Source organism: Rhizobium sp. UFLA01-1127 (assembly GCF_059803845.1).
In genome coordinates this window covers 1-20,430 of record NZ_JAUQTZ010000113.1, presented here as the reverse complement: position 1 = coordinate 20,430, position 20,430 = coordinate 1, and the positions used below count along the sequence as shown (strand labels likewise).

The 20,430-nt window shown below is 58.9% G+C and carries 21 protein-coding genes and 1 riboswitch; of the genes, 9 read left to right on the top strand and 12 right to left on the bottom strand.

Annotated elements, in window-relative coordinates; genetic code table 11:
• Nucleotides 1-81 precede the first annotated feature (81 nt).
• Nucleotides 82-1,539 carry a L,D-transpeptidase gene (locus tag Q4Q11_RS23680; RefSeq protein WP_498571008.1) on the top strand — a complete coding sequence of 486 codons (1,458 nt, stop codon included), beginning with the start codon at nt 82-84 and terminating at the stop codon, nt 1,537-1,539.
• Nucleotides 1,540-1,649: 110 nt separating this feature from the next.
• Here the strand turns inward: Q4Q11_RS23680 and Q4Q11_RS23675 are convergent, their stop codons facing one another.
• The 5 genes from Q4Q11_RS23675 to Q4Q11_RS23655 form a co-directional block, all read right to left on the bottom strand.
• Nucleotides 1,650-2,798 (bottom strand): iron-containing alcohol dehydrogenase, encoded by a 1,149-nt coding sequence (locus Q4Q11_RS23675; RefSeq protein ID WP_498571007.1) that lies wholly within the window; start codon nt 2,796-2,798, stop codon nt 1,650-1,652.
• The gene (locus Q4Q11_RS23670) at nt 2,795-4,180 is read right to left on the bottom strand and encodes an aldehyde dehydrogenase family protein (protein WP_498571006.1); all 1,386 of its coding nucleotides are present in this window, start codon (nt 4,178-4,180) and stop codon (nt 2,795-2,797) included. Before Q4Q11_RS23670 ends, Q4Q11_RS23675 begins: the two co-directional genes overlap by 4 nt.
• Nucleotides 4,181-4,333: 153 nt before the next feature.
• The gene (locus tag Q4Q11_RS23665) at nt 4,334-5,704 is read right to left on the bottom strand and encodes a glutamine synthetase family protein (protein ID WP_113337642.1); all 1,371 of its coding nucleotides are present in this window, start codon (nt 5,702-5,704) and stop codon (nt 4,334-4,336) included.
• Nucleotides 5,705-5,826: 122 nt separating this feature from the next.
• Nucleotides 5,827-7,398: an amino acid permease gene (locus Q4Q11_RS23660; RefSeq protein WP_112507741.1), complete on the bottom strand. Its 1,572-nt coding sequence runs from the start codon at nt 7,396-7,398 to the stop codon at nt 5,827-5,829.
• Nucleotides 7,399-7,516: 118 nt separating this feature from the next.
• Complete coding sequence (locus tag Q4Q11_RS23655) at nt 7,517-8,290, bottom strand: N-formylglutamate amidohydrolase (protein WP_498571005.1); 774 nt, start codon at nt 8,288-8,290, stop codon at nt 7,517-7,519.
• Between the two features lie 180 nt (nt 8,291-8,470).
• On the opposite strand from Q4Q11_RS23655, the gene Q4Q11_RS23650 reads away from it, so the two are divergent.
• The 7 genes from Q4Q11_RS23650 (at nt 8,471) to Q4Q11_RS23620 (ending at nt 14,691) form a co-directional block, all read left to right on the top strand.
• The gene (locus Q4Q11_RS23650; protein WP_112507745.1) at nt 8,471-9,343 is read left to right on the top strand and encodes a MurR/RpiR family transcriptional regulator; all 873 of its coding nucleotides are present in this window, start codon (nt 8,471-8,473) and stop codon (nt 9,341-9,343) included.
• A gap of 189 nt (nt 9,344-9,532) precedes the next feature.
• A complete protein-coding gene (locus Q4Q11_RS23645; RefSeq protein ID WP_112507747.1) occupies nt 9,533-10,636 on the top strand; it encodes an ABC transporter substrate-binding protein in 1,104 nt (367 codons plus the stop codon).
• 73 nt (nt 10,637-10,709) lie between these two features.
• Entirely contained in the window at nt 10,710-11,603 is an 894-nt protein-coding gene (locus tag Q4Q11_RS23640) for an ABC transporter permease (protein ID WP_112507749.1), read from the top strand.
• Nucleotides 11,600-12,388 (top strand): ABC transporter permease, encoded by a 789-nt coding sequence (locus Q4Q11_RS23635; protein ID WP_112507751.1) that lies wholly within the window; start codon nt 11,600-11,602, stop codon nt 12,386-12,388. Before Q4Q11_RS23640 ends, Q4Q11_RS23635 begins: the two co-directional genes overlap by 4 nt.
• An 11-nt stretch (nt 12,389-12,399) precedes the next feature.
• Nucleotides 12,400-13,461, top strand: coding sequence for an ABC transporter ATP-binding protein (locus Q4Q11_RS23630; protein WP_498571004.1), 1,062 nt, complete (start codon nt 12,400-12,402; stop codon nt 13,459-13,461).
• Between the two features lie 106 nt (nt 13,462-13,567).
• Nucleotides 13,568-13,714, top strand: a riboswitch (FMN riboswitch).
• An 89-nt stretch (nt 13,715-13,803) separates the two neighbouring features.
• Nucleotides 13,804-14,280 carry a 6,7-dimethyl-8-ribityllumazine synthase gene (locus Q4Q11_RS23625; RefSeq protein WP_112513127.1) on the top strand — a complete coding sequence of 159 codons (477 nt, stop codon included), beginning with the start codon at nt 13,804-13,806 and terminating at the stop codon, nt 14,278-14,280.
• A 60-nt stretch (nt 14,281-14,340) separates the two neighbouring features.
• The gene (locus Q4Q11_RS23620) at nt 14,341-14,691 is read left to right on the top strand and encodes a VOC family protein (RefSeq protein ID WP_112513128.1); all 351 of its coding nucleotides are present in this window, start codon (nt 14,341-14,343) and stop codon (nt 14,689-14,691) included.
• Nucleotides 14,692-14,705: 14 nt separating this feature from the next.
• Here the strand turns inward: Q4Q11_RS23620 and phnF are convergent, their stop codons facing one another.
• The 4 genes from phnF to Q4Q11_RS23600 form a co-directional block, all read right to left on the bottom strand.
• Nucleotides 14,706-15,434 (bottom strand): phosphonate metabolism transcriptional regulator PhnF, encoded by a 729-nt coding sequence (gene phnF, locus Q4Q11_RS23615; RefSeq protein WP_498571003.1) that lies wholly within the window; start codon nt 15,432-15,434, stop codon nt 14,706-14,708.
• 1 nt (nt 15,435) lies between these two features.
• A complete protein-coding gene (locus tag Q4Q11_RS23610) occupies nt 15,436-16,122 on the bottom strand; it encodes a class I SAM-dependent methyltransferase (RefSeq protein WP_112513130.1) in 687 nt (228 codons plus the stop codon).
• Between the two features lie 119 nt (nt 16,123-16,241).
• The gene (locus tag Q4Q11_RS23605; protein ID WP_113222409.1) at nt 16,242-16,637 is read right to left on the bottom strand and encodes a VOC family protein; all 396 of its coding nucleotides are present in this window, start codon (nt 16,635-16,637) and stop codon (nt 16,242-16,244) included.
• 98 nt (nt 16,638-16,735) lie between these two features.
• Nucleotides 16,736-17,161, bottom strand: coding sequence for a tautomerase family protein (locus tag Q4Q11_RS23600; RefSeq protein WP_112513132.1), 426 nt, complete (start codon nt 17,159-17,161; stop codon nt 16,736-16,738).
• A gap of 120 nt (nt 17,162-17,281) precedes the next feature.
• Between Q4Q11_RS23600 and Q4Q11_RS23595 the strand changes: the two genes are divergently transcribed.
• On the top strand, nt 17,282-17,887 hold the full coding sequence (locus tag Q4Q11_RS23595; protein ID WP_113337682.1) for a TetR/AcrR family transcriptional regulator: 606 nt from the start codon (nt 17,282-17,284) through the stop codon (nt 17,885-17,887).
• 65 nt (nt 17,888-17,952) lie between these two features.
• Here the strand turns inward: Q4Q11_RS23595 and Q4Q11_RS23590 are convergent, their stop codons facing one another.
• The 3 genes from Q4Q11_RS23590 to Q4Q11_RS23580 form a co-directional block, all read right to left on the bottom strand.
• Nucleotides 17,953-18,957 (bottom strand): ABC transporter ATP-binding protein, encoded by a 1,005-nt coding sequence (locus Q4Q11_RS23590; RefSeq protein WP_112513133.1) that lies wholly within the window; start codon nt 18,955-18,957, stop codon nt 17,953-17,955.
• Nucleotides 18,958-18,969: 12 nt separating this feature from the next.
• Complete coding sequence (locus Q4Q11_RS23585) at nt 18,970-20,034, bottom strand: Gfo/Idh/MocA family protein (RefSeq protein ID WP_113337683.1); 1,065 nt, start codon at nt 20,032-20,034, stop codon at nt 18,970-18,972.
• Nucleotides 20,031-20,430: carbohydrate ABC transporter permease (locus Q4Q11_RS23580; RefSeq protein WP_498571002.1), on the bottom strand; the 400-nt coding region annotated here is incomplete at its 5' end. The genes Q4Q11_RS23585 and Q4Q11_RS23580, both read right to left, overlap by 4 nt.

Genomic DNA, 20,430 nt, shown 5'->3' with positions numbered 1-20,430 from the left:
GCATGATAATCTAAATTTCCATACTGGCGACAAAATTGCCATGTGTGTCAGCCGAACGACTACCCCGAGGATTCGATAGACGTGAACCGGTTCGTAAAATTGAGTTTTGCCTTGGCAATGACTGCCGCCGTGTCGATGCTTGCGCTCACCGATGCGCACGCACAATATTACCGCGGTGGAAGCGGCAACACGGTTCTCGTCACTCCTGACGGCCGGATCCTCGATCAGTATCCCTATGGCGGCGGATACTCCATGGCGCGCGACGGGCGCGGCCGCCGGGTTCTGATCGATGCCTACGGCAATGTCGTCGCGACCGAGATGAAGGCAAGCACCTATTATCCCCGCGCACCTGCCCGCGATACCTATGGCAATAACGGCGGCCGCTACGGCGATACGCAGCTGTCCGATAACGGCAATTACCAAGACTATCGCCAGTATCGTACCGACCGCTACGGAAATTATGACGGCGGCCCTAACAATGGTTACGGCCAGCAGGATCGTGACGTAGTCACTGGCGCCATTCCGCGTGATAGCGATATTCAGCGCCAGCCGCTCGACAATCAACCGATGCCGGAGCCGAGCCGAAGTCAGGCAAATGCCAGCGGCAACGACTATGCATCGATAGACCCGCAGCAGGGCACGCCCGATATCGTCAACAAGCCGCCTGCAGAGCCCGTCATCACACTAAAGGGCAAGTCGAAGATGGAAATCACCGCCCTCGAGGTGTTCCTTGCGCGGCAGGGCATTTCGCCGGGTGCCATCGACGGCAGAATGGGCGCCAATGTCACCAAGGCGATCTATGCCTACCAGCAGATGACCGGCCAGACTCTCGATCCGAACAATACTGACGCGATCCTCGAGCAGCTGCGCTTGTCCGGCGGCATGCCGATCGTCAATTATACGATCACGGCCGCAGATGCGGCCGGCCCCTATGTCGCATCGATCCCCGAAGATTATGCCGCGAAGTCCCAGATGCCTTCCCTCGGCTACACGTCGACGACCGAAATGCTGGCGGAGCGCTTCCATATGGATGAAGGCTATCTGAAGGCGCTCAATCCCGGTGTCGATTTCACCGTGCCGGGCAGCACTATCAAGGTCGTCAATACCGGTCCCAGCAAGACCGGCACGGTCGCCAAGATCCTAGCGGACAAGGGCCGCAAGCAGGTTTTCGCCTATGACGCCACCGGTACCCTGATTGCAGCCTATCCGGCGAGCATCGGCTCTGCCGACACGCCCTCGCCTTCCGGCACGGTGACGGTCGAGCGCGTCGCATTCAACCCTGGCTATACCTACAATCCGAAGATCAACTTCCAACAAGCCGGAAACGACAAGGTTCTCAACATTCCGCCAGGCCCGAATGGCCCGGTTGGCACGGTCTGGATGGCTCTGTCGAAGCCAACCTACGGCATCCACGGCACGCCGGACCCATCAAGAATCGGCAAGACGCAGAGCCATGGTTGCGTGCGCCTCACCAATTGGGATGCGACCGAACTCGCCAAGATGGTCAAGCCGGGCGTCGTCGTCGAATTCGTGGATTGATCGGCATATAGCTTCTCGACAAAAGAGCAGCCGGGTGACGCCCGGCGGCTCTTTTGTTTGACCTGATGCGCTGTCAATTCCTCCAGCACATCAAGGTGTTGGGCAGCGTTTTAGAAGCAATCCCGGAAGAGAGCTTTAGTGTTTTCCAGTGTCATCGGCACCGGATTGCCCCCGGCGCTTGGATCTTCGATCGCCATGGCCGAGAGCTCATCGATGCGATCCGGCGCAATGCCCATGGCCGAAAGGCTTTCCGGCACGCCAAGTTCGGCACGCAGCTTCAGCACATAATCATAGAAGCCGTCGAAACCGCCTGAGATGCCGAGATAGGCGGCAGCGCGGGCAATCTTGTCCTCGATAGCCTTGCGGTTGAAACGCAGGACCGCCGGCATGACGACGGCATTGGTCATGCCGTGATGCGTATTGTACACGGCACCGATCGGATGCGACAGCGCGTGAATGGCGCCGAGCCCCTTCTGGAAGGCAACGGCGCCCATGGCGGCCGCGCTCATCATATTTGCGCGCGCTTCGAGATCGGTCCCTTCACGATAGGCACGCGGCAGGAATTCCTTGACGAGCCGCATGCCTTCGAGCGCGATACCGGCCGACATCGGATGGTAGAAGGGCGAGGAATAGGCTTCCAGGCAATGGGCGAAAGCATCCATGCCCGTACCTGCGGTGATGACCTTCGGCATGCCGACGGTCAGTTCCGGATCGGCGATGACGACGCCGGGAAGGAATTTCGGATGGAAGATGATCCTCTTCACATGCGTTGCGGAATTGGTGATGACGCTGGCACGGCCGACCTCCGAACCGGTGCCTGCCGTCGTCGGTACGGCGACGATCGGGGCGATGCCTTCGAGGCTGGCGCGTGTCCACCAGTCGCCGATGTCTTCGAAATCCCAGACCGGACGCGCCTGCCCCACCATGAAGGCAACGCACTTGCCGAGATCGAGGCCGGAACCGCCGCCGAAGGCGACGACGCCGTCATGACAGCCATCCTTGAAGGCTTTCACGCCGGCTTCGAGGTTTTTCTCGTTCGGATTCGGATCGACGTCGGCGAAGATGGCGCGGCCGAGACCTGCGTCTTCCAGAATATCCAGTGCCGTCGCCGTGATCGCCATCGAGGCAAGTCCCCGGTCGGTGATCAAAAGCGGCTTCTTCATGCCCAGGCTCTTGCAGGCGTCCGCCAGTTCCTTGATGCGGCCACGGCCGAGTTTGAAGGCGTTCGGATAGCTCCAGTTGGCTGAGATAGTGCTCATGCTGTTACTTTCTTCAGATGGTAGGATTTCGGGCGCGTCAGATTGTGGAAGCCGATGATCGACAGCGAGCCGCCGCGGCCGGTTTCCTTGACGCCAGTCCAGCACAGGGCCGGATCGAGATAATCGGCGCGGTTCATGAAGACGGTGCCGGTTTCGATCTCGCGGCCGATGCGCGAGGCGCGCTCGACATCCTTCGTCCAAAGAGAGGCCGTCAGGCCGTAGGGGCTGTCGTTCATCAGCTCGAGCGCTTCCGCATCGCTCTTCACCTTCATGATGCCGACCGCAGGGCCGAAGGTCTCTTCGCGCATGAACGCCATGGAGTGATCGACATCGACAAGGATCTGCGGCGCAAGATAGGCGTCGCCATCGTCAGCCGGGAACAGCTTGGGATCAACCAGTGCCTTGGCACCCTTGGCAACCGCATCGGCGATCTGCTCACGCACGACCTTGGCAAAGCGCTTGTGCGCCATCGGCCCAAGCGACGTCTCAGGGTCAAGCGGGTTGCCAAGCTTGTAGTTCGAAACCCAGGCGACCGACTTCTCGACGAAACTGTCGTAGAGCGATTCATGCACATAGATGCGCTCGATGCCGCAGCAGCACTGCCCGGAGTTGAACGTGGCGCCATCCATCAGCGTATCGACCGCAGCGTCGAGATCGGCATCCTCCATGACATAGCCCGGATCCTTGCCGCCAAGCTCGAGCCCCAGACCGGCGAACGTGCCGGCAGCGGCGCGCTCGATCGACCGCCCGCCTTCGACGGAACCGGTGAAATTGATGAAATTGAAGCTGCCGGCCGCAATCAGCGCCGACGTCGTTTCATGATCGAGGAAGACATTCTGGAAGACATCGGCGGGAACGCCGGCCTCGACGAAGGCCTGGACCAGCCGCTCACCGACGAGCAGCGTCTGGCTTGCATGCTTGAGAATGACGGTGTTGCCCGCCATCAGCGCCGGGGCGACCGTGTTGATCGCCGTCATATAGGGATAGTTCCAGGGCGCAATGACGAAGACCACGCCATGCGGTTCGCGCTCGATGCGGCGGGCAAAATTGGCGCTGTCCTCGACGACCAGCGGCGCCAGCGCATCGGCAGCGATCGAGGCGACATAGTTCGAACGCTCGTTGAAGCCGCGATATTCGCCGCCGTACTTGATCGGGCGACCCATCTGCCAGGCAAGCTCCGGCACCACTACTTCGGCCATCTCATTGAGCCGGGCCACGCCCTTGAGCACGAGCTGGACGCGATCCTCCAGCGGACGACGCGCCCAATCCTTCTGCGCCTTGCGGGCGCGGGCCATGACGTCCTTGGCGGCTTCCAGCGACAACGCCGGACGCTCGGCATAAACCTCTCCGTTCACCGGGGAGACGCATGTGATCATGGTCATGATCGAATTCCTGTTTTCGTAATCATCCAATTGATTGCCTGATGTTGCAGAACCTTTGGCCGCCTCTGAGAAGAAACGACAGGTCAACAAGCATACCGGCGCCCCTGCCCGATCCTAGAATAAAAATCGGGCAAGAGGCAGATCGCAAAAGCCTTACGCTCTTTCGAATCCGCGCGCCACTTCCCAATCGGTGATGCGACGATCGTACTCTTCCTGCTCCCATTCGGCAGCGCGGGTATAGTGATCGATGACATCGTGGCCGAAGGCGGCGCGCAGCATCTTCGAATTGGTCAGGGCCTCGGCCGCGCCACGCAGGGTACGCGGAATCTCGCGAACTTCGCGTGCGCCATAGGCGTCGCCGACAAACGGCGCTTCCAGTTCAAGCTTGTTTTCGATGCCATCAAGGCCGGCGGCAATTAGTGCAGCAAAAGCTAGATAGGGATTGAGATCCGAGCCGCCTACGCGGCACTCGATACGGATGCTCTTGGTCTCGGCACCGCACAGGCGATAACCGGCGGTGCGATTGTCCGTGCTCCAGATTGCCTTGGTGGGTGCGAAAGTGCCGGCAACGAAGCGCTTGTAGGAATTGATGTAGGGCGCAAGGAAATAGGTAATTTCGCTGGCATGCGTCAAAAGGCCCGCGACATAGTGCTTCATCAGCGGCGTCATGCCGTGCTCTTTTTCTTTGTCGAAGAACAGCGGTGTCTTGCCGTCTGCGCTCCAGAGCGACTGATGAATATGAGAGGAACTGCCGGCGGCGCTGTAGTTCCACTTCGCCAAGAAGGTGATGGCCTTGCCTTTCGACCAGGCAATCTCCTTGCAGCCGTTCTTGATGATCGCATGTCGGTCGGCCATGGTCAGGGCATCGGCGTAGCGGACGTTGATTTCCTCCTGCCCCGCCGAGGCCTCGCCCTTGGAGTTTTCTACGGGGATTTCGGCGCCCTGTAGTCCCTTGCGGATTGCCCGCATCACATCTTCTTCCTTCGTCGTCTGGAAGATGTGGTAATCCTCATTGTAGCCGCTGACGAGATTGAGATTGCGATAGCCGGACTCGCGTGCGCTGTCATAGCTTTGGTCGAACAGGAAGAATTCGAGTTCCGAAGCCATATAGGCTTTCATGCCCATGGCCTCCAACCGCTTCACCTGCTTCTTCAGGATGGCGCGCGGAGAATGCGCGACTTCTTCATGCGTATGGTGGTCGAGCACGTCACAGAGCACTAGCGCCGTGCCTTCAAGCCACGGGATGCGGCGCAGCGTGGCAAGATCGGGCTTCATGGTATAGTCGCCATAGCCCTTCTCCCAGCTCGTCGATTTATAGCCGGAGACGGTTTCCATCTCGATGTCCGTCGCCTGAAGATAGTTGCAGCTATGGGTTTCCTTCCAGGCGCTTTCGATGAAGAATTCCGCCTGGAAACGCTTGCCCATCAACCGGCCCTGCATGTCGACCTGGCATGCCAGAACCGTGTCGATGTGTCCTTCGGCCACATCCCGTTTGAGGTCGTCGAACGTATAGCTGCTGCTCATAATTTGGTCCGCCTGGAAAATAGAAGTGGGTCGGCCAGCGGCGCTGTCGGATGTATTACCGGAGCCGCTCGTCAGGTTGGACGGGGCCGCGGCGGCGGCCCCTGCCAGTTTGATAGAATGGATCACACCTCGCCGACGGCCCGTTCGGCAGCGACGATATCGGCCTGCCGCTTGGCGATCATGTCGCCGATCGGCGGGCCTTGGAAACGGCGCTGTTCAAAGGCGAACCAGACGATGGCGGTCAACACCAGGAAGCCGATCGTGATGTAGAGCGCCCATTCATTCGGCGGCTGCACGCCGATGATGAAGATGATCGCCATGGCAATGACCACCAGAACCGAGACCAGCTTATAAGTGCCGATGCCCATGTTCCACGGCCCCATCTTCGGCCACTTCGCAGTTCCGATCGCCTTGATGCCGAGGACGATCGGCACGGTGAAGGAGAGGAACAGGAAGATGACCGTGCACGATACGACGATGGTGTAGGCCGAAGAGCCGGCGATCGTGACGAGCGATGCACCCCAAACGAACAGCACGGAAAGAACGGCCGCCGTCCAGATGGCGATGGAAGGCGTGCGAAACGTCGGGCTGACGCTGGCAAGCGATCTCGAGAACGGCAGACCGCCGTCACGCGAAAAGGCGTAGATCATGCGCGACGCCGATGTAACGGTCGCAAGGCCGCACAGGAGCTGCGAAATGAAGATCGCAACATAGAGAATATTGGCGACGACGGGATTGGTGATGCTGTTGATTGTCCAGAAGAAAACGTTCCAGCCCTGTTTCGATGCCTCATTCATATCCGGGATGGCCAGCAGGAAGGCCAGCAGCATGATATAGCCGAAGAGCGACGACCACCAGACGGAGGAGACCATGCCGCGCGGCACGGAACTGGATGCCTTGACGGTCTCTTCAGACGTATGCGCCGATGCGTCATAACCCGTGATCGTATAGATCGGCAGCAGCAGACCAAGGGCGAAGACGTACCAGATATTGTCCATCTTTGGCCAAACGGCGGAATCGCCCTCCGGCGTTCCGGAATAGTTGGTGAAGGTCCAGATGCGGCTGATATCCCAGCTCTTCACGCCGAAGAGGCAAACGATGGTAAGCGCGATCGCGGCCGCGAAGATCAGGTAGCCGGACATGTCGGTCAGCTTCGCAGTGAGCTTGATGCCGAAATGATTGATCAGGGCCTGCAGACCGGTGATGATCGCGACGAAAATGATCTGGTTGGCGAAACCGGCGGAAGTTGTGGTGTCGACCGCAATCCCGAACCATGGGGCGATGGAGCCGCTGAAGAAGCCCCACGTGCCGACATTGATCGCGCCAAGCACGGTGATCAGCCCGAGAAGATTGAGCCAGGCCGTCAGCCAGCCGGTGAACCGGTTGCCGAGGATCGAGCCCCAGTGATAAAGGCCGCCCGCCGTGGGATAGGCAGAGGAAATCTGCGCCATCGAGAGCGCGAAAACGCCTGAGATCAGGCAGCCTAACGGCCACCCGATACCGATCGCGGCACCGCCGGCGCCCGATGTCGCCTGCGCCAGCGAATTGATGCCTCCGGATAGAATGCATATGATGGAGAAGGAAATGGCGAAATTCGAGAATGAACTCATGCGCCGTTCCAGCTCCTGAGCATAGCCCATGGAGTGCAGGATCTGGATATCCTGCTTTTTGTCTAACTCTGAATAATCAGACATGCCATTCCCCCTAAAGCCCGGTCGTCCGCGGGATTGCGAAGAACCATGTGTCACATAAGCCGCCAGCTTTGCCGTACGACTTGATCGCAGTTGAACTGCTCCCCGGGGTCTTTTTCTTTTATGCTCGGGCTTCCAGACTGTTCTGGAGAAGCCCAGTCAGATAATCGGCCATGACCCCTTGGCCGACGTCATCTCGAATGAGGTCGTTGCGGACCTCGATCATCACGTTATGCAGGCCGTTGGCGATCCCATGCAGCTTCAGCGTATGGGTGACACCGTCCTCCGGCCCGTAAGGCTGGTTGCGCTCGGTCCGATAAAGCGGCGCCTCTGCCGCAGCCTCCAGCATGCGATCGGCCAGCCAACTGTCTTCGTCATGCAGAATGCCGAGCTCCACCGCCCGAGACTTGCCATTATAGATCGGCGTGAAGCTATGTATCGTCACGATCACGGTTTTTTGTCCGCGCGCCGTCCTCTCCTTGAGCAGCTCCCGGATGCGATCATGAAACGGTATGTAGAGCCCCTCCGTACGTGCCTGCCTATCCGCCTCGCCCAGATGCTGGTTGCCGGGGATCGTGTAGATCTCGCTCGTCTCTGGCATGGCGCCGGCGCTTTCCGGCGGCCGGTTGCAGTCGTAGATCAGGCGCGAGAAGCGCTGAAAAACCAATGTGGCGTTCAAGCCCGCAGATATTTTCCTTGCAACCGGAAGTGCGCCCGGATCCCAGGCGATATGGCTGGCAAGCGCCTCGGCGGAAAGCCCGAGATCGCCGAACCGCTCCGGCAAAGTACGGGAGGCGTGCTCGCAGACGAGCAAAACCGCACTGGTCCCGTCCGGCCTTTCGACCGCAACACAATCGCCGTCCGCCTTCGTCAAAATGCCTTGCTGCGCAAGCATCGGAGACGCCCCATTGCCGATTAATAAAATCTTTATAAGAAAAGAATTCTTCACGTTTTCGTCTCTGTCAACTGGGAACTGAAATTATTTCTTCATTTGTGACATTGACTCGAAATGTGACAGCGTTGTTATATCCTGAGAGGAAAGCGGCATAAGACCGTCCTGGGGAGCTAAAATCGAGTGAACAATGCGTCGAAGACAGTTTCGGACGTGATCAACGCGCGCTTTGACACCTTGACGCGCGCGGAAAGGCAGCTCGCAAAGAGCCTGCTCGACAACTATCCCGTTTCCGGGCTGGGCAGTATTACGACGGTCGCCGAGAATGCGCGCGTCTCGACCCCGACGGTCGCGCGCATGGTGCAGAAGCTCGGATACAAGGGCTATCCGGACTTTCAGGCCCACCTTCACCAGGAAGTCGAGGCAACGATCTCCAATCCGCTGACGAAACACGATCGTTGGGCCTCGAACGCGCCGGGCACGCACATCCTCAACCGTTTCGCCGATGCCATCATGAGCAATCTGCGGCAGACCCTATCGGATATCGACGTCGTGACGTTCGACAGCGTTGCGGCACTGCTGTCCGAGAGAAAGCGCGGGCTTTATTTCGTCGGCGGCCGCATCACGGGCGCGCTTGCCGAATATTTCTTCACCCATATGCAGGTCATTCGGCCCAATACGACGCTGCTTTCCTCCAATTCCAGTGCTTGGCCGCAATATGTTCTGAACATGAATCCGGGCGATCTTCTCGTCATATTCGACATCCGGCGCTACGAACAGGAAATGGTCAACCTAGCGGCAGCCGCGCGGCGGCGCGGCGCCGAAATCATCGTCTTTACCGACCAGTGGGCGACGCCTGCCGCCAAGCACGCCAAGCACACGTTCCGCGTGCAGATCGAGGCACCGTCGGCCTGGGATTCCTCCGTTGTCACCCTCTTCATTCTGGAAGCGTTGATCGAAGCGGTGCAGAGCTCGACATGGGACGAGACGAGCGAACGCATGAAAACGCTGGAAGGTCTTTTCGAACAAACCAAGCTGTTTCGCAAGCTGAGCTAAAGGGGAATGAAAATATAAAATAAGATGGCATGGAGCATGCGTGAAATGCAGCGACTGTCATACTCGTCGACTAGAAGCAAAATCAACCGCGTTTTCAGCAAACGCAACGCTTTGAAGCCGTCACACAAGCTTCATGTTACGTCATTAACAGCAACGCCAGACACTGAAAACCCAAAAGGAGGAAATGCAGTGATCTCGAAAATTCATCGTCTTCTGACCATCTCCACAGCGATGCTCGTCGCTTCGAGCGCAATCGCCGCCGCAGAACCGAGCGCCGACCTGATCGCTGCCGCCAAGAAGGAAGGCACGCTGACCACCATCGCCCTGCCCCACAACTGGTGCGGTTATGGCGATCTGATCGCTGCATTCAAGGCGAAGTACGGCATCGAAGTTAACGAACTGAACCCGGATGCCGGTTCGGGCGATGAAGTCGAAGCAATCCGCGCCAACAAGGGCAACAAAGGCCCGCAGGCTCCTGACGTGATCGACGTCGGTCTCTCCTTCGGCCCGACCGCCAAGAAGGAAGGCCTGCTGCAGCCCTATAAGGTTTCCACCTGGGATTCCATTCCGGACAGCGCCAAGGATGCCGAAGGCTACTGGTATGGCGACTACTACGGCGTCCTCTCCTTCGTCGTGAACAAGGACGTTGTGAAGAACCCGCCGAAGGACTGGGCTGACCTGCAAAAGCCGGAATACGCGAACACCGTTTCGCTCGCTGGCGACCCGCGCACCTCGAACCAGGCCGTTCAGGCCGTCTACGCGGCCGGCCTGGCCGCTGGCGAAAAGGACGCTGCCAAGGTCGGCGCCGCTGGCCTCGACTACTTCGCAAAGCTGAACAAGGCCGGCAACTTCGTTCCGGTCATCGGCAAGTCCGCTTCGCTCGCTCAGGGCGCAACCCCGATCGTCGTCGCTTGGGACTACAACGGTCTTTCCTGGCGCGACAGCCTGAAGGGTAACCCGCCGGTTGACGTTACCGTTCCGGCTTCGGGCGTTATCGCAGGCGTATACGTCCAGGCGATCTCGGCTTTCGCTCCGCATCCGAACGCTGCCAAGCTCTGGATGGAATTCCTCTATTCCGACGAAGGCCAGATCGGCTGGCTGAAGGGCTATTGCCACCCCATCCGTTTCAACGACCTGGCGAAGAACAAGAAGGTCCCGCAGGAGCTTCTCGACAAGCTGCCGCCGGCTGCTGCCTATGAAAAGGCCGTCTTCCCGACGCTCGACGAACAGGATGCCGGCAAGACCGCCATCACCACCAAGTGGGATTCCGTCGTCGGTTCGAACGTACAGTAATCCTGGCTGACATGACCTCCCCGCTTCGGCGGGGAGGTTTTCCATTTTTTCGACGCGGCGGATTGGGTCTATCATGAGCATCGCCACAACATCGACGGTCAGTTCCGCTCCCATGATCAACAAGCGTTTGGTTGTCGACTGGCTGGGTATTGCACCCTTCCTGATCTTCGCGCTGCTATTTCTGATTTTGCCCACGATCTATCTGATCGCCGGCGCTTTTCTGACGCCTGACGGCGGCCTGACGCTGAAGAACATCGGCGATCTGTTCACAAAGTCCATCATGGACTCCTATTGGATCAGCATCAAAGTGTCGGTCACCTCGGCGCTCGGCGGCGCGTTGATCGGTTTTTATCTAGCTTGGGCCTTAGTCATGGGCGGGCTGCCGGCCTGGGTGCGTAACGTCTTCCTGACCTTTTCCGGCGTCGCCTCCAATTTCGCCGGCGTGCCGTTGGCATTCGCCTTCATCGCGACGATCGGCCGCCTCGGTCTCATCACGATACTGATGAGGGATTGGCTGGGCTTCAATCTCTATTCGACCGGTTTCAATCTCTACAGTTTCGTCGGATTGACTATCACCTACATGTATTTCCAGATTCCGCTGATGGTGTTGATCATCACGCCGGCGCTCGACGGCATGAAGAAGGAATGGCGTGAGGCAGCCTCCATCCTCGGCGCGACCAACGGACAATATTGGTTCATGGTGGCGCTGCCGATCCTTTGGCCAAGCCTGCTGGGCACGACGCTGCTGCTATTCGCCAACGCTTTCGGCGCCATCGCAACCGCCATCGCACTGACTGGCAGCTCGCTCAATATCATACCGATCCAGCTCTATGCCCAGATCCGCGGCGATGTGCTGCACAACGCCAATCTCGGCTATGCTATGGCTCTCGGCATGATCGTCATAACAGGCATTTCCAACGTCATTTACATCATCATGCGCATGCGCGCGGAACGGTGGCAGAAATGAAGCTGCAGAAATTCTTCGCGTGGATCGCAGTCCTCATCGGCGCCATCTATTTTATCGTTCCGCTCATCGGCACGCTGGAATTCTCGCTGCGCATGCGTCGCGATGCGTATAGTTTCGACGCCTATGCATCGGTCTTTTCCGACGCGCACTTCCTGTATGCGTTCGGCTATTCCATGCTCATGGCGGTGCTGACCATCATCGTCGGCATGCTGCTCGTCGTACCCACGGCCTACTGGGTCCGGCTTCGCCTGCCCCAGATTCGCCCGATCGTTGAATTTATCACGCTGATGCCGCTTGTCATCCCGGCGATCGTTATCGTCTTCGGCTATCTGCGTCTTTATAACTCGTCGTCGATCCTGCCGCTGACGGGCTTCGAGCAGTCGACGAACTTCCTTCTCGTCTGCTCCTATATTGTCTTGGCACTCCCCTATATGTATCGTTCCGTCGATACGGCGATGCGCACGATCGACGTTGGAACCCTGACGGAGGCGGCGGAAAGCCTTGGCGCGAAGTGGACCACCATCATGTTCCGCTGCATCTTTCCCAATGTCATGAGCGGCGTACTTTCCGGCGCGTTCATTACTCTGGCGATCGTCATGGGCGAATTCACGATGGCATCATTGCTCAATCGGCCAGCCTTCGGCCCCTATATGCAGCTCGTCGGCGCCAACCAGGCTTATCAGTCGTCCGCACTGGCGATCATCGCGCTCGCTGTCACCTGGCTCAGCATGGGCCTGCTCCAGCTTGTTTCCCGCTTCTCAAAAATGGCTCCGGTCAAAGCGTAAGGCTTCTCACCATGGCTTTTCTCGAACTTACCCACATCAAGAAGTCCTTCGGCGACGTTCAGGTCGTTCACGATTTCAACATGAACATCGAGAAGGGAGAATTCGTCTCCTTCCTTGGACCGTCGGGTTGCGGCAAAACGACCGTGCTGCGCATGATCGCCGGCTTCGAAACCCCAACCGCCGGCACCTTGACGATCAACGGCAAGGATCAGCGGCCGCTGAAGCCGAACCAGCGCAATATCGGCATGGTCTTCCAGGCTTATGCGCTGTTCCCGAACATGACGGTGCACGACAACGTGGCTTTCGGCCTCAAGGTCGCCGGCATGGCGAAACCCGACATCGACAAGCGCGTCAAGGAGATGCTTGCTCTCATCAAGCTCGACCATCTCGCCGGCCGCTACCCCTACCAGATGTCCGGCGGTCAGCAGCAGCGCGTGGCGCTTGCCCGCGCCATTGCCGTCAAGCCGCAGGTCCTCCTGCTCGATGAGCCGCTTTCAGCGCTCGACGCGAAGATCCGCATTTCGCTGCGCGAGGAAATCCGCGCCATCCAGCAGCAGCTCGGTATCACCACCGTTTTCGTGACGCACGATCAGGAAGAAGCCCTGTCGATCTCCGATCGCATCGTGGTCATGAATGCCGGCCGCGCCGACCAGATCGGCACGCCGTTCGAAATCTACAACAAGCCGGCAACCCGTTTCGTCGCCTCCTTCGTCGGCACGCTGAACCTGATCGAAGGCAAGGTCGTCGATCCCGACAGTAACCGCATCATGATCGGCGATCAGGGCGTGACGCTGAAGCAGTCGGTCACGGCCTATAAGCCGGGCGATACCGTATCGCTCGCCCTGCGTCCGGAAGCCGGCTCGCTGGCGGAGTCGGCCAAGGGCGATACCGCTCTGACGGGTGAAGTTTCTTCGGCACATTTCCTGGGTTCGGTCATCCGCACGCGCATGAATGTCGCCGGCAATACGATTTCCTTCGACATGTTCAACAGCCCGGGCATGATGCCTCCGAGCGTCGGCGAAAAGGTGACGCTGCGCTTCGCCTCCTCCGATCTGCTCGTCATTCAGGATTGAAGACGGTCCCTGCACCGCCGGGAATCTTTGAAAAATTATTCGCGAACGCCGGGTCAAAAGCCCGGCGTTTTTCTTTGATTTCCATGAGGGAAAGCATCTATAGTTCACGCGTTCTCAGGGCGGGGTGCAATTCCCCACCGGCGGTATGGGGAGTTTCCTCGAGCCCGCGAGCGCCTTCCGAATCTTCGGAAGGGTCAGCAGATCCGGTGAGATGCCGGAGCCGACGGTATAGTCCGGATGGAAGAGAGCAAGCAGTGTCGCACCTCCTCCTCACGGGGAGCGTTGCGGTCCCGCGTGTTCGCCCAAGGGATAATTGACAACAACCCTTGAAAGGCAAAATTCATGACCATTTCGATTTCTACCCAGCCGAGCCGCATTGCGATCATTCGGGCTCGCTGGCATGCCGATATCGTCGATCGCTCCGTCGACTCCTTCATTGCCGAATGGCAGACGGTAGAAGGCGCATCGCCGATCGATATCTTCGACGTGCCCGGCGCGCTTGAAATTCCGTTGCATGCTCAGACGCTTGCCCGCAATGGCCGTTACTCCGCAATCGTTGCCACCGCTTTCGTTGTCGATGGCGGCATCTATCGCCATGAATTCGTTGCCAACACGGTTCTTGATGCCATGATGCGCGTCCAGCTCGATACCGGCGTGCCAATCCTCTCGGCGGTCCTGACGCCGCACCACTTCCAGGAGTCGGAAGCGCATATCCAGTTCTTCAAGGAACACTTCATCATCAAGGGGCGTGAAGTGGCGAGCGCCTGCCGCCATATTCTCGCGGAACGCGCCAAGCTGCTGCCGGCTGTCACGGTTTAAGCTTGGCATGGTGGAGGCGCGGCATCTGCCCGCCTCCATGTCCACAAGGGAGAAACGTCAGTGACCGTCCTGCGCATCGTCCCAAACCTGCCCGCCGCCGATCCCGATGCAGCCCGCCTTTTCTATCATGACCTGCTTGGCCTCGAGATCGTCATGGATCACGGCTGGATCGTCACCTTCGCCTCCGAGGCAGCAACGGTGCCGCAGATCAGCGTCGCCAGCGAAGGCGGCTCAGGCACCATCGTTCCGGATCTTTCCATCGAGGTTGATGATGTCGACGCGCTCTATCAGCGCGCCACCTCCATGGGTTTCGGTATATTGTATGATCTTACGGATGAGCCGTGGGGCGTTCGCCGTTTCTACGTCCGCGACCCCTTCGGCAAAGTGGTCAATATCCTCTCCCACCGCTAGGTCATGGAAGCTCTCTATCGCAGATCAACATTAAAAGTGATACGTTCGGCCGGCCATACCGATTCCGAGTAGGTTATAGGCACGCCGGCGGCATCGGCATCCACCTTGCGCGTCACCAATAGCGGCATTGACTTCGGCTGGCGCAAGATCCGTGCTTCCTCGGCCGTCGGCATACGCGCCTCGATCTCCGTCGACAAGCGCTCGTAGTCGATGACACCATAGCTGGCGAGCGCCGCCGAAATCGTCGGATGCAGCAATCTAGCCTTCTCAAAATCGGGAAAACGTTCGGCCGGGTAATAGGAATCGCCCAATTCGACCGGAACGCCATCGGCCGTCATCACACCGCGACGATGGATGACCATTACTCCAACCGTCAGCTTCAGATAGCGGGCAATGCGTTCCGTCGCCGGCACGATCTCGTGAACGAGCAGTTCGCCGCCCGGCTCGAAACCCTGCTCGATCAGGTTCTTATGAAAGCGCGTGCGCTTCGACAGCGTATAGTCGAGCACGCCCCTATGAACGAAGGTTCCCCGCCCCTGCTCCGCGCGAACCAATCCGCGTTGTTCCAGATGGCTCAGTGCTTGGCGCACGGTGAAACGGCTGACGCCGAAGCGCTGCATCAGTTCTGGCTCGGTCGGCAACTTCTCACCAGGAGCGAGGGTCCCAGCGGCAATATCAGCCGCCAGGATCTCGCCGATCTGATGCCACAGCGCGCTGCCGCCCTTGCGATCGATCGTCTCCATGTCAGATGCGCTTCTCAAGCCGGAACAGCAGCTTGTATTCGGCCGGATAGCTCAATGCATCGAGAATGCTCGGATAATATTTGCGGTCCTTCGTCGCACGCACGAAACCGTCATAGCCGAAACGCCTGACGGAAACATCGAACCCAGCCGCCGTGAACGCCTCGATATAGTCTTGCGGCGAACGATCCTGCATCGGCGCATTGCTGTTGTTGCCGATGAGCTCGAGCCACTTCGGCCATAGAGGCATTTCATTGTGGCAGCCGGTCACCGCATAGTAGACGCCGCCATTGCGCATGGCCTGAAACATTCCCTCGGCATGCTCTTTCAGTGCGGGCAGCAGATAGATCACCTCATAGCTGAAGGCCACGTCGAAGCGATCGGCAAAAGGCGACAAATCGGTCGTCACATGAAACTGGAGCGGCATGCTGCCGACAGCTTCGACAGCGGCGGCCACGGACTCCGAGGCGATATCGATGCCGACGCCGCGTCGAAACGGCCGCATGGCGTAAAGCAGCCGCAGAAAGCCACCGCGATTGCAGCCGAAATCCAGGACGGTCTTCGAGGAGAGGTCCCGCTCCGGTATAGTCTCGATGAAGTGCCGCCAATAGGGGCTATGCGATTCCGCCATTGCGGTATCGCCCTGCGGATCTTTGTGCCAGGTTGTATAAATGGAGGCTGCGTTTGTCATGACGGGCTCGCTGTTGGAGTTGATTAACCTCTTGATAGCCAAGCCTCATGACACATATATGAATTCGTCCGGACGACTGGACCAATAACGGCAATCTTCTATATGTGATCGACCCGCGCTTACTCCAGACAGTCCACCATCCATTGCACACCGAACCGATCCGTCAGCTTGCCGTAGTAACTACCCCATGGCTGCACGGCGAGCGGCGTCGTTACCGTAGCTCCCTCTGACAAGCGGGCAAAAATTTCGTCGGTGCTGTCGCGATCATCCATCATGAGCATGTGCGCAGAGCCGCGCATCGGTTCGGCGTCATGATTGTCGGATGCAAAGAACAGCACGCCTGGGCCTTCAAAACGCGCATGCATCACCTTGCCGCGCATTGCCTCGCGGGCAAGCGGTATCCCATCCGCACCATGGCGCATCAATAATGTCACACGGCCAAGCCCGCAAGCTGTATAGAAGGCGAGCGCGTCGTCGCAATGCGTCGTGAAAAACAGATAATTGGCAAGTTCCATAAGCCGCCTCCATTATGCCGCCGGATCGAAGCGGAAAAGCATCGATCCGGCATTTGCTCGCCGCCGCCCTGCGCGACGGCGCATTATTGCGGGACGATCTAGGCAGCTGCCGCATTCCCGATGGCGTCCACCAGATCGGCATTGCTGTAGCTTTGCCCTGCAATACCCCAGGCACCCTCGGGCGCATAGACTATATTCGACCAGATATGCTCACGCTTGATTCGCCCCTCGGCCGCCTGCTCGACGACATCGGTTGCCCGCGCGATGAAAGCGCGCTTGGCTTCGGCGGTCGCCAGCGCGATTTCGGGCAGCTTGAGCTCGATAAAGGCCGCGGCAACAGGCTTTCCAGCCGCCAGCACGTGCCCGGCCGGAAGCACGTTGATCGAACCGATGACATTGGCCGTCATGAATTCATTCCCGGTCAAGCCGGCCACGTCGAGGACTGCATCCGTCAGTCCGGCAAAAGCTTGTGCCTGTGCTTCGGATGAAAGCAGCCCTTCGGATACCGTGAGTGTAATGGGCATGGAATATCTCCTTGTTGGACCTGTGACGGCAATTGATATATACCGATCACTCTTTAACGATATACATCGATCACTCTCTATGCAAGCAATAAAGAGAGATCGCTCTTAATGGAGGCAGCAATGCGCTACAGCGCCGAACATAAGGAAGAAACCCGGATGCGGGTTGTCGCGGCTGCGGGGCAAGTCTTTCGAAAGGAAGGCTATGGCGGCGCAGGCATCGATGCGCTGACGAAGGCAGCCGGCGTTACAAACGGGGCCTTCTACGGACACTTCAAGTCCAAGAGCGAAGCGTTTCGCACAGCCGTCGTCGAAGGATTGGAAGAGTTGCGCAACGCGATCTTGGCGCTCAGAGAAAGCCAGCCGAAAGACTGGCTGAAGGCGCTTGCCAGCTTCTATCTCGGCTACAAGCGGACCTGCGATCTCGGTGACAGCTGCACGCTGCCGAGCCTTTCGCCTGACGTGATGCGTGCCGACGAGGAAACACGCCGCGTCTATACGGTAGAGTTGAGAAAGTTGATCGCAAATGTCGCTGCCGGGCTGCCGGAGCGCACGAGCCCTGACGAAACAACGGCGGAGGATCGAGCCATCGTTCTTCTTGCAACGCTGAGCGGTGGCCTAACGCTTGCCCGCGCCGTGTCCGATCCCACTCTTTCCGTCCAGATAGCGGAAGTCATCGAGCGGGCTGCTCTGACGGCCGGCACCCCCTCGCGACCGCAAGGCGAATGACGACACAATTCACGCAATGAAGGAATAACCGAGGCGAAGCTTGCCGCTCCGGCTCTGCAGGCCATTTACGCCCGGATCGCCTTGTCGTTCACATCGAAACGATGCATCTGGTTCGCATCCGGCGTCGCGTAGACCATCTCGTCCGGCTCGTATTGATGTTCGCCGAAGAGACGCGCGGTCAAGAGACCGGTGGTCTCGGATTCGAGGTAAATGATTGTGTCGGCGCCGAGATGCTCGACATGAATGACCTTGGCGGCCCATGTGCCTTGATCACGCGACAGCGTGATATGTTCGGGGCGGATGCCGACGGTCTTGGCACCGCTTTGGCCCAAGCGCTCAGCAGGGATGAAGTTCATCTGCGGCGAGCCGATGAAGCCGGCAACAAAGGTATTGGCAGGACGATTGTAGAGTTCCATCGGCGAACCGATCTGCTCGATCGCGCCGGAATTGAGCACGACGATCTTGTCGGCAAGCGTCATCGCCTCGACCTGATCGTGGGTGACGTAGATCATCGTCGCCTTCAGGCTGCGGTGCAGCCGCGCGATTTCCAGGCGAGTCTGGACGCGCAGTGCGGCATCGAGGTTCGACAACGGCTCGTCGAAGAGGAAAAGCTCCGGTTCGCGCACGATGGCACGGCCGATGGCGACGCGCTGACGCTGGCCGCCGGAAAGCTCTGACGGGCGGCGGCCGAGATAGGGCGCCAGCGACAGCATGCCGGACGCCTTCGCCACCCGACTGTCGATTTCGGCCTTCGCAGTACCAGCCTGTTTGAGACCCAGGCCCATATTGTCCTTGACGGTCAGATGCGGATAGAGCGCATAGGACTGGAAGACCATCGAGATGCCGCGCTTGGCAGGCGGCGTCACGGTCACATCCTGGCCGTTGATCAGCACGGCACCCGAAGTTACGTCCTCAAGACCGGCAATGCTGCGCAGAAGGGTTGATTTGCCGCAGCCGGAGGGACCGACGAAGATGACGAACTCGCCATCCTTCACTTCGAGGTCGATGCCCTTCAGCACGTCGTGCGAGCCATAGGCCTTGCGGATGGATTTCAGTTGAAGCGATCCCACAGTCTCTTGTCCTTATAGATAAACAGGCTTGCCGGCGCGCACGCTCTCATCGGCGGCGAGGCATATGCGCAGCGATTGAACGGCATCGGCCATATGGCGATCGAGGTCGAGATCCTCACAAATGGCTTTCAGCATGAAAGCCTGCTCAAAGTCGCAGAGCTCCTGGTGACCCGGCTCGCCATCCATGTGCAGGTCCTGATCCGGCCGGATGAACTGGCCGCTCGGGCCTGTTTCGGCGCTATGCAGCCGGATGACGGACGTCTTCGTATGCATGTCGATATCGTCGGACTTGGCGTTCTGATCCATGACGATCGAGACCGAGCCGTTTGGCGACATCACATCCTTTACGAAGAAGGCCGTCTCCGAAATCATCGGCCCCCAGCCAGCCTCGTACCAGCCAACCGAGCCATCCTCGAAGATCACCTGCAGATGGCCGTAATTATACATGTCCGGCTTGATCTCCTGTGACAGCCGCAGGCCCATGCCGCGCACCTCGACGGGTTTGGCGTCGGTGATCTGGCACATGACGTCGACATAATGCACGCCGCAATCGACGATCGGCGATGTTGTACGCATCAGCGCCTTATGCGTCTCCCAGGTCGGGCCGCTCGATTGCTGATTGAGGTTCATGCGGAACACATAGGGACCGCCAAGCTTGCGGGCTTCGGCGATCAGCCGCATCCAGGAGGGATGGTGGCGCAGGATATAGCCGATCGCCAGCTTCTTGCCGGCCTTCTTCGCGGCTGCGACGACACGCTCGGCATCCTCGACCGTGGTTGCGAGCGGCTTCTCGACGAAGACATGGCAGCCGGCTTCGAAGGCCATGACGGCGAAATCGGCATGGCTGTCGGAATAGGTATTGATGGAGCAGAGGTCAGGCTTCAGCTCTCTCAATGCCGTCTCGAAATCCGGATGGATCGTATATCCCTCCAATGCCTCAGGCAATTCCGGCCTTGAGCGATTGACCAGGCCGACAATCTCGAAGCCGGGATTATTATGATAGGCCAGCGCATGGCTGCGGCCCATATTGCCAAGACCAGCAACGAGAACGCGGATCGGCTTTTCGGATGGGCTCACTTGACTGCTCCGGAGGTAATGCCGCGAATGAGTTGACGCGAAAAGATGACGTAAAGGACGAGGATCGGCAGAATGGCGAGCGTCAGAGCCGCCAGCACCGCATTCCAGTTGGTGACGAATTGGCCGATGAAGATCTGCGATCCGAGCGTCACCGTCTTGGTTGCTTCGCTCGGCGCCAGGATCAACGGGAACCAAAGATCGTTCCAGATCGGGATCATGGTGAAGACGGCAACCGTCGCCATGGCTGGGCGGACGAGCGGCAGGACCAGACGGAAGAAGATGGCATATTCGCTGAGCCCGTCGATCCGGCCGGCATTTTTCAGGTCGTCCGAAACCGTGCGCATGAACTCGGACAGGATGAAGATCGCGAGCGGCAGGCCCTGAGCGGTATAAACG

What these genes read in the sequence shown, in the direction of transcription:
- Q4Q11_RS23660 (WP_112507741.1), bottom strand. Translation starts at nt 7,398, where the DNA reads ATGTCTGATTATTCAGAGTTAGACAAAAAGCAGGATATCCAGATCCTG.
- Q4Q11_RS23665 (WP_113337642.1), bottom strand. Translation starts at nt 5,704, where the DNA reads ATGAGCAGCAGCTATACGTTCGACGACCTCAAACGGGATGTGGCCGAA.
- Q4Q11_RS23640 (WP_112507749.1), top strand. Translation starts at nt 10,710, where the DNA reads ATGAGCATCGCCACAACATCGACGGTCAGTTCCGCTCCCATGATCAAC.
- Q4Q11_RS23630 (WP_498571004.1), top strand. Translation starts at nt 12,400, where the DNA reads ATGGCTTTTCTCGAACTTACCCACATCAAGAAGTCCTTCGGCGACGTT.
- Q4Q11_RS23605 (WP_113222409.1), bottom strand. Translation starts at nt 16,637, where the DNA reads ATGGAACTTGCCAATTATCTGTTTTTCACGACGCATTGCGACGACGCG.
- Q4Q11_RS23670 (WP_498571006.1), bottom strand. Translation starts at nt 4,180, where the DNA reads ATGACCATGATCACATGCGTCTCCCCGGTGAACGGAGAGGTTTATGCC.
- Q4Q11_RS23600 (WP_112513132.1), bottom strand. Translation starts at nt 17,161, where the DNA reads ATGCCCATTACACTCACGGTATCCGAAGGGCTGCTTTCATCCGAAGCA.
- Q4Q11_RS23655 (WP_498571005.1), bottom strand. Translation starts at nt 8,290, where the DNA reads ATGCTTGCGCAGCAAGGCATTTTGACGAAGGCGGACGGCGATTGTGTT.
- Q4Q11_RS23625 (WP_112513127.1), top strand. Translation starts at nt 13,804, where the DNA reads ATGACCATTTCGATTTCTACCCAGCCGAGCCGCATTGCGATCATTCGG.
- Q4Q11_RS23595 (WP_113337682.1), top strand. Translation starts at nt 17,282, where the DNA reads ATGCGCTACAGCGCCGAACATAAGGAAGAAACCCGGATGCGGGTTGTC.
- Q4Q11_RS23675 (WP_498571007.1), bottom strand. Translation starts at nt 2,798, where the DNA reads ATGAGCACTATCTCAGCCAACTGGAGCTATCCGAACGCCTTCAAACTC.
- Q4Q11_RS23610 (WP_112513130.1), bottom strand. Translation starts at nt 16,122, where the DNA reads ATGACAAACGCAGCCTCCATTTATACAACCTGGCACAAAGATCCGCAG.
- Q4Q11_RS23635 (WP_112507751.1), top strand. Translation starts at nt 11,600, where the DNA reads ATGAAGCTGCAGAAATTCTTCGCGTGGATCGCAGTCCTCATCGGCGCC.
- phnF (WP_498571003.1), bottom strand. Translation starts at nt 15,434, where the DNA reads ATGGAGACGATCGATCGCAAGGGCGGCAGCGCGCTGTGGCATCAGATC.